At 46.2% G+C, this 16,455-nt stretch carries 17 protein-coding genes and 2 tRNA genes; 10 read left to right on the top strand and 9 right to left on the bottom strand.

Features of this window, described 5'->3' with window-relative positions:
* Window positions 1–92: 92 nt before the first annotated feature.
* A complete protein-coding gene (locus tag IQ257_RS24385) occupies window positions 93–707 on the bottom strand; it encodes a DUF6391 domain-containing protein (protein ID WP_193882143.1) in 615 nt (204 codons plus the stop codon).
* Window positions 708–972: 265 nt separating this feature from the next.
* On the opposite strand from IQ257_RS24385, the gene IQ257_RS24380 reads away from it, so the two are divergent.
* Both IQ257_RS24380 and IQ257_RS24375 read left to right on the top strand, forming a co-directional pair.
* Entirely contained in the window at window positions 973–2,790 is a 1,818-nt protein-coding gene (locus tag IQ257_RS24380) for a serine/threonine protein kinase (RefSeq protein ID WP_193882140.1), read from the top strand.
* A 281-nt stretch (window positions 2,791–3,071) separates the two neighbouring features.
* Entirely contained in the window at window positions 3,072–3,470 is a 399-nt protein-coding gene (locus IQ257_RS24375) for a response regulator (RefSeq protein WP_193882137.1), read from the top strand.
* A gap of 143 nt (window positions 3,471–3,613) precedes the next feature.
* Here IQ257_RS24375 and IQ257_RS24370 read toward each other — a convergent pair whose 3' ends face one another.
* On the bottom strand, window positions 3,614–3,805 hold the full coding sequence (locus IQ257_RS24370; RefSeq protein WP_193882134.1) for a hypothetical protein: 192 nt from the start codon (window positions 3,803–3,805) through the stop codon (window positions 3,614–3,616).
* A gap of 132 nt (window positions 3,806–3,937) precedes the next feature.
* On the bottom strand, window positions 3,938–4,198 hold the full coding sequence (locus tag IQ257_RS24365; protein ID WP_193882132.1) for a hypothetical protein: 261 nt from the start codon (window positions 4,196–4,198) through the stop codon (window positions 3,938–3,940).
* 217 nt (window positions 4,199–4,415) lie between these two features.
* Between IQ257_RS24365 and IQ257_RS24360 the strand changes: the two genes are divergently transcribed.
* A complete protein-coding gene (locus IQ257_RS24360; protein WP_193882129.1) occupies window positions 4,416–4,961 on the top strand; it encodes a DUF2854 domain-containing protein in 546 nt (181 codons plus the stop codon).
* Window positions 4,962–5,021: 60 nt separating this feature from the next.
* Here the strand turns inward: IQ257_RS24360 and IQ257_RS24355 are convergent, their stop codons facing one another.
* Window positions 5,022–5,282 (bottom strand): chlororespiratory reduction protein 7, encoded by a 261-nt coding sequence (locus tag IQ257_RS24355; protein ID WP_193882126.1) that lies wholly within the window; start codon window positions 5,280–5,282, stop codon window positions 5,022–5,024.
* Between the two features lie 551 nt (window positions 5,283–5,833).
* Window positions 5,834–5,920: transfer RNA gene (locus IQ257_RS24345), tRNA-Ser, on the bottom strand.
* Window positions 5,921–5,996: 76 nt separating this feature from the next.
* Here IQ257_RS24345 and IQ257_RS24340 point away from each other — a divergent pair.
* Window positions 5,997–6,365, top strand: coding sequence for a 2Fe-2S iron-sulfur cluster-binding protein (locus IQ257_RS24340; RefSeq protein ID WP_193875573.1), 369 nt, complete (start codon window positions 5,997–5,999; stop codon window positions 6,363–6,365).
* Window positions 6,355–6,933: a thermonuclease family protein gene (locus IQ257_RS24335; protein ID WP_193875571.1), complete on the top strand. Its 579-nt coding sequence runs from the start codon at window positions 6,355–6,357 to the stop codon at window positions 6,931–6,933. Before IQ257_RS24340 ends, IQ257_RS24335 begins: the two co-directional genes overlap by 11 nt.
* A gap of 111 nt (window positions 6,934–7,044) precedes the next feature.
* Here IQ257_RS24335 and IQ257_RS24330 read toward each other — a convergent pair whose 3' ends face one another.
* The gene (locus IQ257_RS24330; protein WP_193875569.1) at window positions 7,045–8,877 is read right to left on the bottom strand and encodes a glycoside hydrolase family 15 protein; all 1,833 of its coding nucleotides are present in this window, start codon (window positions 8,875–8,877) and stop codon (window positions 7,045–7,047) included.
* A gap of 175 nt (window positions 8,878–9,052) precedes the next feature.
* Here IQ257_RS24330 and IQ257_RS24325 point away from each other — a divergent pair, with 175 nt between their 5' ends.
* The 3 genes from IQ257_RS24325 to IQ257_RS24315 are packed head-to-tail and all read left to right on the top strand — an operon-like array spanning window position 9,053 to window position 10,905.
* Window positions 9,053–9,715: a sacsin N-terminal ATP-binding-like domain-containing protein gene (locus IQ257_RS24325; RefSeq protein WP_193875567.1), complete on the top strand. Its 663-nt coding sequence runs from the start codon at window positions 9,053–9,055 to the stop codon at window positions 9,713–9,715.
* On the top strand, window positions 9,702–10,688 hold the full coding sequence (locus IQ257_RS24320; RefSeq protein WP_228060987.1) for a hypothetical protein: 987 nt from the start codon (window positions 9,702–9,704) through the stop codon (window positions 10,686–10,688). Before IQ257_RS24325 ends, IQ257_RS24320 begins: the two co-directional genes overlap by 14 nt.
* A 4-nt stretch (window positions 10,689–10,692) precedes the next feature.
* On the top strand, window positions 10,693–10,905 hold the full coding sequence (locus IQ257_RS24315; RefSeq protein ID WP_193875563.1) for a hypothetical protein: 213 nt from the start codon (window positions 10,693–10,695) through the stop codon (window positions 10,903–10,905).
* Window positions 10,906–11,243: 338 nt separating this feature from the next.
* Here the strand turns inward: IQ257_RS24315 and lipA are convergent, their stop codons facing one another.
* A complete protein-coding gene (lipA, locus tag IQ257_RS24310) occupies window positions 11,244–12,119 on the bottom strand; it encodes a lipoyl synthase (RefSeq protein WP_193875625.1) in 876 nt (291 codons plus the stop codon).
* 92 nt (window positions 12,120–12,211) lie between these two features.
* On the opposite strand from lipA, the gene IQ257_RS24305 reads away from it, so the two are divergent.
* A tRNA-Pro gene (locus tag IQ257_RS24305) sits at window positions 12,212–12,285 on the top strand.
* A 63-nt stretch (window positions 12,286–12,348) separates the two neighbouring features.
* Here IQ257_RS24305 and pyk read toward each other — a convergent pair.
* The gene (pyk, locus tag IQ257_RS24300) at window positions 12,349–14,130 is read right to left on the bottom strand and encodes a pyruvate kinase (protein ID WP_193875623.1); all 1,782 of its coding nucleotides are present in this window, start codon (window positions 14,128–14,130) and stop codon (window positions 12,349–12,351) included.
* A 241-nt stretch (window positions 14,131–14,371) separates the two neighbouring features.
* Here pyk and IQ257_RS24295 point away from each other — a divergent pair, with 241 nt between their 5' ends.
* Window positions 14,372–14,812: a DUF3293 domain-containing protein gene (locus tag IQ257_RS24295; RefSeq protein WP_193875561.1), complete on the top strand. Its 441-nt coding sequence runs from the start codon at window positions 14,372–14,374 to the stop codon at window positions 14,810–14,812.
* A gap of 74 nt (window positions 14,813–14,886) precedes the next feature.
* Here IQ257_RS24295 and IQ257_RS24290 read toward each other — a convergent pair whose 3' ends face one another.
* Window positions 14,887–16,413: a DEAD/DEAH box helicase family protein gene (locus IQ257_RS24290; protein ID WP_193875559.1), complete on the bottom strand. Its 1,527-nt coding sequence runs from the start codon at window positions 16,411–16,413 to the stop codon at window positions 14,887–14,889.
* Between the last annotated feature and the right edge of the window lie 42 nt (window positions 16,414–16,455).

The following is a 16,455-nucleotide window of genomic DNA, read 5'->3' as shown; positions in this document are numbered from 1 at the left end:
GGGGATGGCTTCGCCGACAAGGGGATGGGGAGCGGGGGAGAATTGTCTTGGAGAACCGGGTGGAAGTACTCCATTTCCCCTTGTCCCCTTGCCTAATCCCGCCACCGCACTCGCACAAAGTGTGCCGGACGCCCCCAGATATCGGAAGTTGCAGTAATGTCTTCAACGATTAAGTTAAACGGGATGGCGGTTGTTAGGTATCGTTGAGCGAGGCGGCCGAGATCGGGGGTTAGCTGGGTTGCTGTTGCCGTTGCTAAACCAAAACCGACTAATTGCTCAATAGGACCTCGTGGCAGGAGCAGATGCGCTCCTAGTGCCAATCCAGCGGTTAAAAACATACCCACTGAAAGGTTAGTGCCGCAGCGGGGATGAACGGCTAAATCCCATTCTCCACGGGTGAGACGAGTCAAAGCGATGGGAACGGCTCGTCGCAAGTCAGCTAGGTTGAGTTGACCGTAGAGATAAAATCCTTCGTCAGTCGATAAGCCGCCTAAGGTATCTTCATCGGGTTGAGATGTCCCTGCTAAATTCCCTAGCACCCAAACGGTAGCGTGTTCAAGGGCATGGACTTGACGCAGGGTTAAAATTTCTTTTAACCCTGGCACAAACGGCAACTGCCTGAGTAAGTCAGTATCTTGCGTCGCTTGTGGCACGGGAAATTCAAAGTCCCAAAAATTGCCAGTGTGGGCAGAAGCCGTGTGAGTCATGGCAGCACTACTCCAAAAGTGGATTAATGACTTTATTTTTCAACTCTAGCGCTTTCCCGTAGGACAGGCATCTTGCCTGTCTCAGCTATGCTACCGAAATGATTAGAGCTATCGTGGATAAAGCACTACGCTGCTCCCCTAATACCATGCGCGGTAAGGTTGCTGTATCCGTTCTCCGGACACTTAAGCCTTCTTGGAGAAGATAGCAAGACTTACCGCCAGATAGGGCAATTTGTACTCAGCTTGCCGTCCTCCTCACAGACTCATGAGTAATTTTCCAAACTTATCGAGCCACGGTTTCAGGGTTGTTAAAGAATTGGGACACAATCGCACGGGTGGGAGAGTAACTTACCTGGCTGTTCCCCTGCCTCCCCTTACTCAAAAGGGGACAGTGAAACAAGCTGTTGTTATCAAGCAGTTTCAGTTTGCCCGAAGTGATGCCAACTGGTCAGATTATGATGCCATTGAGCAAGAAATTAAAGTGTTACGGGGGTTGAATCATCCCGGTATTCCGCGTTACTTGGGTTCGTTTCAAACTGCCACAGGTTTTTGTTTAGTACAAGAATACAAAAATGCTCCTTCCCTAGCCGTACCTCGCAGCTTTGATCCGGATGAAATTAAGCAACTTGCGGTTTCGTTACTCAACATCCTGGTTTATCTGCAAAATCGAATTCCTGCTGTCAGTCACCGGGATATTAAACCGGAAAATGTGCTAGTTGATGATGATATCAACGTTTACCTAGTCGATTTTGGATTGGCTCGAATTGGCGATAGTGAAATGACGATTAGCAGTGTCGCTAAGGGTACAGTCGGATTTATGGCACCCGAACAGCTTTTCAATCGACAAATTAGCGAAGCATCAGACCTTTATGGGTTGGGAGCTACTTTAGTTTGCTTGCTAACGGGGACGCCCTCTATAGCTATCAGTCAGTTAATCGATGAAGACTATCGGCTGAATTTCAAACACCTAGTTCCTAAGCTCAGTATCCGCTGGATTGAGTGGCTGGAAAAGATGGTGGAATTGAAACCCAAAGACCGTTTTCCTGATGCTGAAACAGCATTAGAAGCCCTGAATCCAATCTATGTCATCCGGGTGCCGGAGGTGAAATTTTCTCAACCTTGCCTAGATGTTAATGCCAAAAGATTAGGAGAGAAAGTTATTCAAAAAATAACCATTAGTAATGCTGTTTCTGATACACTTTTGGAAAGTCGTTGGGAAGTGGCATCCCATGTGAGCGATCCTCCTCATACCCCCGACTTCCACGACTGGATTCAGTTCGAGCAAGCTCATTTTATTAGTAATGAGGCACTGTGCAAAATTACGGTTGATACGAGCAAGCTTATGGTCAGTAAGACCTATGAGCGGGAGATACTAATTCATACGAATTCTCAGCCAGAAACTCAACGTTTAAAAATTAACGTGCATACGGCTCCGGTGCCGATTCCGGTAAAGAAACTGCCCTATTTTTCTCTATCCTTATTGGTGCTATTTGCCACGGCTGCAACTTGGGTAGAAACGATGGCTTGGGAGAAAATTGTCAGTAATAGCGGCACAGTGGGAGTAGCGATCGCTATCTTTGTTTCGGCATTGGTAGCAGCACTGGGGTTGGTAGCGGCGATAACGTCTGGCTTAATTTCTAAAGGGATGGCGAAGATTAGAACTAGGTTTGGGGTGAGGATAAAAGCATTCGATACGGTGGCTTCCGTATTTTTTGCTGGAATAGCGGCAATTTTGGTTGCCAAGTTTGGTGCTCAGTTTCGCGTCTCGGATGCCGCAATTACTGCGTTTGCAGCAGTTGATGCCGTAGTATTTATGGCGGCGTTTGAAAGTGAGGGCGTTGCTGAAAGTTGCCGACAGCGAGGGTTTAGTAAAGCCTTAGCGTTTGGGGTTTCCTTTTTGTCAGCAGCGTTGGGAATTAGTTTAGGAATTGGATTGAAGTTGGGATTTGTCAATGGGATAGTTTTGTCAGGAATTTTGGGAACAAGTGTTCCCTTAGCGACTCTGATTCTTTATCCACCCCTGGATCGAGCGAGGCGGATTGCCAATTATCGGAAGTTGGAGGGGAATTTGATTAAGCCGTAAGGATGTGCTTATTTTTTTTCTCAGAAAGTTAGTCAAAGGTGTCCTTCTACACGATGCCAAAGGACGCTTCATTCGTGGACACACTATTGACTACATTTATCAGTGGCGCTTTACTTGTATCGGGAAAGGAAAGGATTCGCCCAGAAGCTCAAAAAATAAGAGAATTTTTGTGCAGTTAGTGAGTAGTAAGCTACAAAATTCACTCATAAGATAGAGGAAGATGATGGGTCAAAACCCCTAGACTAAACAAGGGAACCTGCGATATAATTTTACAAATCATTATGCTGTATTGTGAAAAGCCTGTTTTAAAAGTCCTAGTCGTTGACGACCACGATTTAACTCGTTTCAGCCTCAAGGTAGCCTTGGCTACTCAGAGCAATATTGATGTGGTGGGTCTGGCTAGCAACGGTAAAGAAGCGATCGCAATGGTCGAACGTTATTACCCCGATGTTGTGATCCTCGACTTGCAGATGCCCATAATGGATGGTTTGACGGCATCTAGTTATCTCAAGCGCCTGAAGCCCGATATTCAAATTATTGCCTATTCCTCGGTCGAAGACCTTCAGACAAAGGACATACAACAAACAGCTCCGATTGACGCCTTCTGCAAAAAAGAGGCGGCTACCCAGGACTTGATTGCGTTGGTCAAGGAATTAGGGAATAATCCAAATAAGGGTTAGTGACTAAAAAAGCGCCCCTATTGCAGAGATTGAGGCGGGGAGCGCTTGCTTGAAATTATTTGAAGGGGGTAATAGTCCTTTTTCTCATTAGGGAAGGGATACGCCTTTATTTGGTTTTGAGGGCTTCTCCAAATCAATAACCTCTACAATCCACTAGCGCCTTCCGAGTTGGGAAAGGTTCGGTTAAATTCTTCAATGAGTTCGTCAAGTTCTTCGAGTGCCTGATTTACATCAATTCTTAAGGTGCCTAGGTTGGGTTGCTCCAAAAGTTTTACGAGGAACTCCCGCTTCGTTTCTACTAAAGCAATTTGTTCTTGAAGGGTTTGTGGATTCATGATTCGTTCCTTGGCTGACTTTGATGTTGATAAAGGGTGGACACTATATTAAACTTAACATGATTGCTGTAGTTCTATGCTAAAGGATAAAGAAGGAGCAATACCATTGGGGTAAATGATTGTCACTCATGTCTAACGCAGAAAAGGAGGGCGTTTCGGTTCAGCAGGCTTATTTTTACTCCCCTCAGCAATAAATCGTTTGAGTGCTTTTTCACGGTTTTTCATGAAGGCAGACCAAAAGCCTGGATGAAATTCATCCATCGTTTTCGCCAATGCCCAAACATCGACCGCTAAAATGTTGTAAAGCGTTTCTTCTTCCTGTTGCAGTGATTTAAGTTGATCTTGTAAAACTTGGCTGTCTTGGGTTTCTTTTGGGTTTTTTTGTTTAATCATATTAAAAGTTCTGTGACAAATAAACGACAGCACATAAAACCTAAACCGAATCTATTAAATCAGTCACCAGTTATGAGTTATGGCTCACTGCTCACTGCTCGATGGTGAGGGAAAGATACTCCCTTAAACGCAAACTGTACAAGTTCGCCGTGTGAATGCTACCCCCAGGCAAGGATAATAAAGTTAAAGTGATTACTGTCTAGGTAGCTTAACTACGATGTTACGCCAAACTTCCTTGGGAACGATAGGACTTGTCATCGGTGGCTTGCTTACCATTACCGGCTTTGTTGCCTACGCCACCGAAAACGCCACCTTAAATCTAGTGGGATTCTTTTACGGCATCCCCATATTATTGGGCGGTTTTGCCCTCAAAGCTTCTGAACTCAAGCCTGTAACCTTGAGCCAACCCACGCCTCCTGATGTGCTGAAACTGCGAGAACAAACCGCTACTTCGACTCAAAACCAGATTCGCCAAGATATCATGCGCTATCGCTACGGTCAAGATGCGCATTTGGATAGTTCCCTTGAAAGTTTGGGCTTATCCCCCAGCAATGACGAAAGACCGGTACTGATGAGTTTGCACGAAATGGAAGTGGATGGAGCCTATGCCTTAGTTTTGCAATTTGACTCGCCGCTAGTTTCCTTCGAGACTTGGCAGCAGAAGCGGGAAAAAATTGAGAAATTCTTTGGACCGGGTATCCGAGTTGAACTGACTCAACCGGAAGAGGAACAAGTTGATGTAGCGTTAATTGCAACGTCTTAACTTGGAGTGGTTAGCCGTCGAAAGTATTGAGACGTGAACATTCGCGTCTCTCCATTATTTTTATAGCCGCACAACATACCACTGCAAATATCCGTCCGGTCCAACATCTAATTCGCAAGAGGTTTCCATCAAGTACTTAGCTTGCTCCTCCAGTAAGGAAAACTTCTGCACATCTCGGGGCAAATCATCCTGCCGAGTCACTAAAATTGCCTTGAGTTTTTCTAAGAGTTCCTCTGGTGTCAGAATTTGCTCTGGTTGGTTAGTTTCGAGGAGCACATAAGCATCTTCCTGGAACATGGAAAAAGACTTATTTCTAGGCATTGCAGGTTTTCTAGAGAGTGCATGGGGTGTTTTTAGCTTATCAGTAAAGGCTGGGAGTGGGGAGTGGGGAGTGGGGACAAGGAGACAAGGAGACAAGGGGACAAGGGGACAAGGAGACAAGGAGACAAGGGGACAAGGGGACAAGAGTGGCGACGCCGTTGGATTGAAACCACGGAGCAATCTCAGCCAGTGAAGGAGCGCTTGCAAGATCGTGAGCGCAGTGGTGCGCCGTTAAAATTCACTCTCGAACAGCAAATGGCATTTGATCATGGACTGTCTCAATATCCATCAATCGGAGTCGTTGGTGCGATGGATTGCCGCAGAAGAAGGCAATTCCTTGGACACCTTAGGCGTTAAGGGCAAGCTTTTAGCTGCCTAACCCTACCTATACTTACGCTTTAGAGTACTAGCTTAAAAGAAAACTATGTGTTGCATACTCTGCATTAAGGAACAAGATGGGATTGGGTGTGAGGGCAATTAGCGATCGCCTCTCCGAGTGGGAGTAGACCTTCAACTCATCAGTATTTTTTGGGTCAACCAGCATTTAATAACGGAGAGAGAGGGATTCGAACCCTCGTTAGAGTTACCCCTAAACAGCATTTCCAGTGCTGCGCCTTCAACCGCTCGGCCATCTCTCCAGGGGATTTATCATTGAGTGTGCGTAGTTTAAGTTTACCAACTTAGGCGCACAGTCTTTAATTATACACAAAAATCATGAACCCATCCTATAAAATCAAAATTCACAATCGCCAAACCGATACCGAACAGATCCTGGAAGTGCCAGGGGATCAGTACATCCTGCACGCCATGGAAAAGCAGGGGGTTGAGCTTCCCTTTTCCTGCCGCAATGGAGCCTGCACCACCTGTGCCGTGCGAGTACTCTCTGGTGAAATCTACCAACCTGAAGCCATGGGACTTTCTCCGGAATTGCGCGATCGCGGATACGCTCTCTTATGTGTGGGGTATCCCCGCTCAGACTTAGAAGTCGAGACGCAGGATGAAGATGAAGTCTACGAACTCCAATTCGGTCGATATTTTGGCAAGGGCAAGATTCGGTTTGGGCTGCCTCTGGATGAGGATTAGGAAGGTAGAGGAACAGAACTCTTCCCTTCTCAAGGTCTTATTCCTAATTTTATGTTGCTGTCTCTTGCTGTTGGGGGGATGCCAATCGAGCCGTGTCCCCAATGGCATTCCCGTTCAGGTACAGCAGGTGGTTAGTGGACAAACCCTAGAGGTGCTAGATCCAACACAACCTTCCCCTTTGCTCGTGCGGGTGCGGTTAATTGGTATTGAGGCACCCGACTTGGAGCAGGAACCTTGGGGAGGAGAGGCAAAAAATCGAGTCGAGCAACTGATTAGTGAAATCAGGGGTCAACAATTAGTCTTGCAACCTGTTTTATTAGAGGCAGATGTTCAAACCAAAGATAGTTTCGGTCGCTGGCTGGCGTATGTTTGGCATAGTGGCAGATTGCTCAACGAGCAACTGGTTCAAGAAGGGTACGTCCTAGCTGCGCCGCGATCGCCTAATGACAAATATAGCGATCGCCTAGTTCGTGCTCAAGAGTACGCCCGAATCATGGGATACGGTATTTGGAACCCCAACCAACCGATGCGCTTAACCCCAGCAGAATTTCGACGTCAGAATTCATAAAGGCATAGCCGATAGGAGCCAGGACTTACGCACAGACGCTACATCTGGTAGGAGCACGATATATGTCCCTACAATTAGCGGTTTACAGGCTTTCTTTGCGTAAGTCCTGTTCTATTTTTCTTTAAGCGCTTTATCTAAATTCCAAGCTGCACTGATTAACGCCAGGTGTGTAAACGCTTGAGGGAAATTCCCTAAGGCATCACCAAGAGGTCCTGTTTGCTCCGCATAAAGCCCCAGATGGTTAGCATAACCCAGCATCTCTTCAAATATGAGTCGGGCTTCATCCAGTTGGGCGCTATCCCGATTGGCAACTCCAGCGCGGGTTAATGCCTCAACTAGCCAAAAGGTGCAGAGATTGAACGTACCCTCCTTTCCTCTCAGTCCATCGGGTGATTCTGCTACATTATATCGGTAGACCAAACTATCAGAAACCAACCCTCCTGACTTGGGAGGTTGATTAATGGTATTCAACGTAGACAACATTCGGGGATCGGCTGGAGAGAGGAAAAATACTAGGGGTATGATCAAGCTTCCTGCGTCCAGGGAGTCACTGCCGTAATATTGCACGAAAGACTGACGAGAGGCATTCCATCCCCTGTCCATAAGCTGTTCGTAGATTTCGTCACGAGTCTTGAGCCACCTTTCCCGATCCGCTGGAAACGATCGCTTATCTGCCAAACGCAAACCCCGATCTAATGCCACCCAACACATTAGCTTTGAATACACAAACTGTTGTTGTCCCCTACGCACTTCCCAAACGCCATAGTCCGGTTGCTGCCAGTTATCACAAACCCAATCAAGTAGATGGCGCAGAGCAGTCCACAAGGCATAGGAAATCGGTGTTCCATACTTGTTGAATAGATACACCGAATCCATCAACTCGCCGTAAATATCCATCTGTAACTGTTGGTAAGCCGCATTACCAATCCGAACTGGACTCGAACCTTTGTAACCCTCCAGATGATTTAGAATTTCCTCACTGAGATCGTGGCGTCCATCAATCCCATACATGGTTTGCAACGAACCATTGGGATCGCGCTCATGGCAACGAGCCTCGATCCAATTCATGAACTCTGACGCTTCGTTGGTGAACCCGAGGCGCATCAACGCATAAATCGTGAATGCGGCATCCCGAATCCAAGTGTAGCGGTAATCCCAGTTGCGTTCGCCGCCAATATTCTCTGGCAGGCTACAAGTGGATGCGGCTATGATTGCCCCGGTTGGCTGGTAAGTAAGCAGCTTCAACACGAGCGCCGAACGATGAACCATCTCCCGCCATCGCCCTTTATAGGTACATTGCTCCAGCCAGTTACGCCAGTAATCAACGGTTTGCTGAAACAACCCCTCACAAGCTGAGGAGTTAAGGGGGGATTTGCGATCGCTACTGCTTTCGCGCAGCACAAAAACAGCTATCTCTGCGTCCTGAAGCGTAAACTTGGCAAAGACACCCTTGTCGTCCTTCTGTAGGGGGATATCGGTGGAGAGTTCGAGTTTGAGCTTTGCTGAGTGAAACTCCGCACCAGCAGAATTGAGCGTTGTTTGGTGTTCATCACGGGCATAGTTGAAAGCGGGACAGCATTCCATCTGGAAATCCATGGAGCCACGAACTACCTTGACGCGCCGGATTAACCAGTGATGTCTGGGTTCTTGGGGGTTCATCCCAACAGGCATAAAGTCCGAGATTTCTCCCACACCGTCTGATGTAAAAAAGCGGGTAATCAGGACGTTGGTTTCGGGCCAGTAGAATTGCTTGTGAGTTACTTCATCAGTTAGAGGGGAAATTTGGAAATGTCCACCTTTGCCATCATCAAGTAGTGCAGCAAAGATACTCTCGCTATCGTGATTGGGAAAACAAAACCAGTCAATCGACCCATTCAGCCCGACTAAGGCTGTTGTGTACATATTCCCAATAATTCCGTAGTTTTGGATCGGTTGATATGCCATGATGCTACTTCTTGCTATTAACTATTCGCTGCTACTGCAACTTTATAATAGACATCTCCAATAATTCCTAAAAACACAGCTGAAATCATAGTAATATCGTTCAAAAATAAGGTTTTCTGGAGATGTCTAGTTAGTCCTCTGTGTACCTCAAGCTTGGGGTAGGCTTAGGAACAAAGTGGCGAATAAAATAATAAAGCGCCTAGATGAACTGGAACAGACTATTGCAAAGAATCAAGGACGTTGGGCTTGGGAGCTTTTGCAAAATGCAAAGGATAGTATTGCGGAAGATGACAATAGAATTGTATCCATTCAAATAGAACTTGATGGGAATAGCGTTACGTTTAGGCATAATGGAACCCATTTTACAAGCCAGGATATCATAGGATTAATAGACCAAATTTCCTCTAAGGAAGCGGAAGAAGGGCAGGAAACCAAGAAAACAGGTAGGTTTAGAACAGGTTTTTTGACAACGCATCTACTTTCAAAAGTCATTAAAATAAAGGGAATTATAGAGTCGGCAGATGGACTTCACAAATTTGAATTTTTGCTGGATCGACGAGGAAAAGTAATAGCACAACTCATCCCCCGTATAGAAAATTCTTGGAAAGAATTTAATGAGTCCATTGAGAAAATAAGCCCTAATTATTATAATGAAAGTCAATTCAATACATCTTTCTGTTACCAATTAGACACAGAGGAGCAGAAGAAAGTAGCTCAAACTGGTGTGGAAGAGTTTTCAAAATTAATTCCCTTCGTCCTGGCATTTATTCCTAAAATAGGTAGAGTAGAAATCATAGATAAGCTTGCCAGAGAAAATATTTATTATGAAAAAAAATAGAGAACTAGAAGACAATTCTATTGTATGTGTTTCAAAAACAAGGAATGATATACAAGAAAACATTTCAATTTTATATCTCTCCAATGAGAGAGTAGCTATTGCCACTGAAGTTGAAAAACGTGAAAAGGGATATTCAGTTAAAGGTGTAAGAAATCTTCCGAAATTGTTTTGTGATTTTCCTCTTATTGGAACTGAGAGTTTTCATTTTCCTGTGATTGTAAATAGCTTCTTCTTTAACCCTCAAACCGAAAGAGATGGAATTTGGTTAAACAACACTGATAAAACCAAAAAAATCGAGAATAAAAAAATTTTAAAATCTGCTGTTACCTTATACAAAGATGCAGTTTCCAGGATTGCACAAGATAATTTTTTCGATCTTTACAACATTGCAGAAACCAAAACGCCCTTTACACATGACACAGACTTTGACAAAAACTGGTATCAAGAGTTCATCCAAGAACCAATTAGAGAATTTCTTTATAATGCCTTAATTGTTGAACTGGAAGATGAATATGCTAAAAAAAGAGCTATTAAAGATTTATGCTTTCCGAAAACCTCTTTCTCAGAAGCTGTAAGAAATAAAGTTTGGCAGTTTGTTTTTGACCTAGCGCCTAGTGCTGTTTGCAAAAAAAATCACCTGCATAACTGGTGTGAGATAGCTTGGAGCGACTGGAAAACGGTAGATTATCAAGAATTAGTCAATGGAGTAGTCAGAAAAGAAAATATTTATAACCTTAGTCAGGTTTTGAGAAGGGATGAAAATAGTACTTTTGAATGGTTAAATTCTCTAGGTACTTTTCTGCTTGAGGACGATAACAACCTTCTCTTGATTCAAAAGAATCAAATAACACCTAATCAAAACGGGCAGTTTAAGAGAGCAACAGGCTTGTATATTGATACGATACAAGATGATGAATTAGTCTATGTCTTGGAACTGCTAGGCGAGGATTGGAAGGATATTCTACTCCTATAAAGTAATGCGAACTTGTACAGATCTATCTAAGCTTGCTGAAGTTGCAAAAGCAATTGAAGATGATTCAGAAATAATTCAAAAAATTCAAGGCATGAAAGAAATAACCAGCCTTTTAGAAGAATTTGAAGCTGGTGATATATCTGAGTTGAAGACTATGCTCAGAAGTCAAAGTGGCTGGAGTAGTGGGTTAAGTGGTTGTCAGTGCGATCGTGGCTAAAAAATTACTGAATGCACTCAGTGATAGCGAGCAATAGCAGAAATCTCAACCAGGGATTGAGCCGAGATAGGTGGACAAAAGTGCAAGATAGCCATCAAAGCCTTATGGAATATTGATAAGACTTGTAGTCCATTGAAATGGACTTGAGCTATTAGCCCGGAGTTTGAACTTTGGGCTGATTTTCGGGCTTATCGACAAGGGTGCAAGATATGAGGTTAAAAACTTTGAGCGAACTCTCAGCCATGCCACTGCCAAACTCAATCTCTGCTTTATCAGACTGATGCTCAAACGGCTAGCCTATGAATAGATATCAAATGGGTTCTATAGGGCGAAGAGTGTCAAACAGGACGAGGATACCGCTGCATCAACTCCCTCACCTGTTCTGCATGATAAGAACTGCGGGTAAGGGGAGACGAGACAACTTGTAAAAACCCTAAGGATTCACCCCACTCTCGCCAAGCATCAAACTGTGCAGGTGTGACAAAATCAGCAACACCCAAATGCTTTTGACTCGGTTGCAGATACTGCCCGATGGTGAGGATATCGCAGTCTACCGCCCGCAAATCCTGCATTACGTCCCGAATCTCGGTGTCAGTTTCTCCCAATCCCACCATGACACCGGATTTCGTATAAATCCAAGGAGCTAACTCACGGGTGCGTTGGAGCAGTTCGAGCGATCGCTGATAATGTCCTTGAGGACGTACCCGACGATAGAGTCGAGGGACAGTTTCCGTATTGTGGTTGAGGACTTCAGGTTTAGCTTGGATAATTGTTTCTAAAGCATTCGAGTTACCGCACAAGTCAGGGATCAGCACCTCAATTGTTGTCTGGGGAGAAATACTGCGAATTCCTTCGATACAACCCACGAACTGGGAAGCCCCCCCATCAGGTAAATCATCCCGGTTGACGGAGGTAATAACGACGTGATTTAATTTCAGACGCCTTACTGCTTCTGCCAAACGGGTTGGTTCCGTAGAGTCGAGGGGTTGGGGCTTTTTCTCAAAGTCAATATCACAATAGGGACAGGCGCGGGTGCAAGCAGGACCCATAATTAAAAAGGTAGCGGTGCCTGCGTTGAAACACTCTCCGATATTCGGACAAGAGGCTTCCTCGCAAACAGTATTCAACGCTAAATCCCGCAAAATTTCTTTAACACTGCCTACACGCTGCCACTGCGGTGCTTTAACCCGCAACCATTCTGGCTTAACAACCACGACTGGAATATCTCCCATTGAAGTACCCGTGTTAATCCTAGCAGGCTGAGAGTCAATTGCTGAGAAGACGTGATAGCATGGATAGGTTATTACGGGATGTAGCGCAGCTTGGTAGCGCACCTCGTTCGGGACGAGGGGGTCGCAGGTTCAAATCCTGTCATCCCGATTCTATTAAACTCACATTATCCTGAGTGTGAACACAGTAGAGGCTCATTCACTCCTCACCTTTTCACACCATCACCATGCCACTACTGGCACTCGCTCCCATGGCTCCCGAGTAAACCAAACCTCGCTGGGTATCCAGAGTAATAATCGCTCCATCCCGAATTATCTGCGTGGCATTCTTAACACCCACAATCACCGGCACTCCTAACCGCGAGCCAATTACCGCCGCATGACTGGTTAAACTGTCTTCCTCTGTCACGACCCCAGCCGCTTTGCGAATACTATCTACAAATTCGGCACTCGTTGACGGTACGACCAGAATTTCACCGGGGTTGAAATTACCAACGGCTAGGGCACTGTGAGCCACGCGAGCTAAACCACTGACCGAACCCTGACCGATGCCAATTCCCTGACCGAGAACGGCAGTTACCACCTCGACTTTAATCAAATCCGTTGAACCGGGAACGCCTTGGAGTGTTCCAGCCGTCATGACTACCAAATCTCCCTCTGCCAACAGGTTCTTTTCCTGTGCCACATTGATTGCCGCCTGGAAAGTCTGACCTGTAGATGGTAAATCCAACACTAACAAAGGTCTGACCCCCCACACCAATTGCAGTTGTCTGGCTACATCCACATGGGGCGTGATAGCCAGGATAGGAGTATAGGGTCGAAACTTAGAAACATTCCGAGCCGTAGAACCCGTTTTTGTCAGAGTCATAATTGCAGATGCCTGTAACTGCTCGGCAATTTGACCCACTGCCTGAGAAATTGCATTGGGAATCGAGCGTCGGGTGTCTTCGACGTTGCGCGTGACGTGTTCTTTCTCGATGCGCACGGCAATTCTTGCCATGGTTGCCACCGCTTCAACGGGGTATTTTCCCACAGCCGTTTCGTTGGAGAGCATTACGGCATCGGTGCCATCGAGAATAGCATTGGCAACATCAGAAATCTCTGCACGAGTCGGTCGGGGGGAACTTACCATGCTATCTAGCATCTGGGTGGCGGTAATCACCGGAATTCCCAGGCGGTTGGCGGTGGAAATGAGTCGCTTTTGCAGAATGGGGACATCCTCTGCTGGCAGTTCCACCCCTAAATCACCTCGAGCCACCATAACGCCATCTGATAGAGAGAGAATGGCTTCCATTTGCTCGATTGCTTCGTGCTTTTCAATCTTGACGATAACTGGCACTTCTTTATCGGCACTGGTAATGAGTTCTTTAATTTCCAGCACGTCCTGAGGATTTCGCACAAAGCTGAGGGCAATCCAATCCACACCCTGATCTAGACCGAACATTAAATCCCGACGGTCTTTATCCGTAAGGGCGCGAATCGAGAGGTAAACACCCGGAAAGTTAACGCCTTTATTATTAGAAAGGACACCACCAACCACAACGCGACAGTGCAAGGCGCGTTTCACTCGGTCTATCTCTTCAACTTGCATCTCCACTTTGCCATCATCTAAAAGAATGGTGGCACCCTCTGGAACTTCATCGGCAAGCAGTTCGTAGGTAACGGAACTGATTTCTTGGGTGCCCGGAAGGAGTTCGCTGGTGAGGGTGAAGCGCTCGCCCCCTGTCACCATGATTGAACCCGTCTCAAACCGACCCAAGCGAATTTTCGGTCCTTGCAAGTCTTGTAGAATACCGACCGGTTGATTCAGTTCAAAGGCAGTCTGACGAATTAGGCGAATGCTGCGCTGATGGTCGTCATGAGTGCCGTGGGAAAAGTTGAGCCGCAACGTCGTGGCACCGGCTTTAATCAGTTCCTTGAGTACTTCTGGGCTACTGGTTGCAGGACCTATTGTGGCAACAATTTTTGTCCGACGCCGGGAATTGTGCAGTTGCATAAACGACGATGGGATAGGTGAGTTTGACGGAAAACGAACTTGGTACAGCACGATAGCACAGAATAAGAATATCTGAGGGGTCAGCTAAAGCCAAGGAAATCCGACTTTAAAAATATTGTGTTATTAAGTTTGACAGATCTTTGCGTCGATTTTATCAACTGCTCCACTTTACCACTCGTGGACAGGATCATCCGGGATTTTTATGAGTTGCCCATACACGCCAGTCTAGGGCGGAGGTAGAATGTCAGACTATAATAATAATTCAACGTTAGATATTTTAGTCAAAGCTTATACCGCTACGACCTATCAAGCGATCGCACCCAAAGGCGATATCCTGATTCGGATTGGGGTACACAACCCAGACTTAGATTTACTGTTAAATCAGTATGGATTTGTTTCATGGGCGTTTATTACCGCCTGGAATCCAGCTTCTGTGGTGCTTTCACTCTCTCAAAACCAGCACCGGCATAGGGAGATGATCGGTCATTTAGATTACACAAATATCCCTTACCTAGAGGGGAGCGGTGTGGGAGACGATACGGATTGGCAGCCCGAAAAAAGTGTTCTGGCATTGGGTTTGAACCGTGCAGACGCCCAGGAAATCGGCGTGTTATTTGGTCAGAATGCCGTGGTTTATGGAGAATACAAGGGTAAGCCAGAATTGCTGTGGTGTGTTGTCTGATCGCCAGGAATAGTCCGAGCCGTTTTTCCCTAAAATACCTGAACCTGAATCAACTATCCCTATTTCTTTTGTTCTTAACGATCCTCAAATTCTGTATCGTACCCCCACTTGTCCTTTGATTCTGCCGCTTTTGGCGTCTTAGAAGGCTTCACCTCATAGGGTTGAGAGGGTAAAAGTTCTAACTGTTGGTGCTTCGATTTCGGCTTTTCAATTTCCTTGCGTTCCTTCTTCCCACCCCCACCTCGCCGCCGTTGAGATGTGCCTTCCTCACTGGTATTTTCAGCCACTACCTCATACAGCAACGCCAACTTATTCTGATCCGTTCCCTTTCGCAACACTCGCCCCAAGCGCTGCACATATTCCCGTTCCGAACCCGTACCCGATAGAATAATAGCCACCCGTGCATCCGGGACATCCACCCCTTCATTTAGGACGTGAGAGGCGGCAATGGTTTTATACTCTCCTTCTCGAAAGCGGGTTAAAATTTCATGGCGTTCTTTAACCGGGGTTTGATGGGTCAGTGCTGGAGTCAGAAACTCCTGGGAAATGCGATAAACTGTGGCGTTATCGTTGGTAAAAATAAGAATCCGTTCTGGGTAATGCTTTGCCAGCAAATCTGCCAGTACTCGCAGTTTCCCCTCCGTCCCCAAGGAAATTGCCTTAGATTCCCGATGCGCCAGCATTGCACGGCGTCCTTTTTGAGAACTTGCACTCGTTTGCACAAACCGCTGCCACCCATTGATACTGCCGAGGTAAATATTGGCTTCTTTTAAGAAATCATTGCGAAGTTTGATGCAGGCATTGTAGCGATCGCGTTCCTTCTGAGATAGCTTAACCTTAATCTGCACCACCTGATGGTCAGCCAACGCCAAACCCGCTAATTCTGCTGGGGTTTTGCGATAAACTTCTAAGCCAATCAGGGCATTAAGGTCATTATGACGCCCGTCTGAGCGATCGGGAGTGGCAGTTAGTCCCAACCGATAGGGAGCGATCGCATATTCGGCAGTAGCACGATAGAAGTCCGTTGGCAAGTGGTGGCATTCATCAAAGACTAACAACCCGTACAGATTGCCCAAAGATTCAGCGTGAATCGTGGCACTATCGTAAGTAGCGATAAGAATCGGAGTGCGATCGTGGGAACCGCCGCCTAATAATCCCACCTCCACATCCGGGAATGCCGCATCCAACTGAGCGTACCACTGATGCATTAAATCCAATGTCGGCACCACAATCAGCGTCGTGCGGGGCGTACATTGCATTGCCAGTTGGGCCAAATATGTCTTACCCGCTGCCGTCGGTAATACTACCACACCTCGCCGTCCGGCTTGCTTCCAGGCTAGGAGGGCTTCCTGCTGATGAAGGTAAGGTTCCATCTCAAAGCTGGCAACCAGTTCTAGGGGCGCGAATTCACTGGCATCATCAACAAAATAAATGTCCTCAGCTTGCAGCACCTCTACTAGGGGACGGTAATACATACCCGGAACGCGAAACTTCTCAATCCGGTCATCCCACGTCGCATAATCCACCCAAGCTTTCCCTCGTGGCGGCGGGTGCAATATCAAAGTTCCCCGGTCAAACGTTAATCTAGGGGTGCGAGCCATCAGTGGTTGTAAGGTTTGTCCCCTTAGTCATTGTACATGGGG

Origin of the sequence: Coleofasciculus sp. LEGE 07092 (assembly GCF_015207375.1) — a bacterium.
Lineage (GTDB): Bacteria > Cyanobacteriota > Cyanobacteriia > Cyanobacteriales > Coleofasciculaceae > LEGE-07092.
The sequence above is the reverse complement of the archived record's forward strand: the minus strand, read 5'-3'. Positions and strand labels throughout refer to the sequence as shown.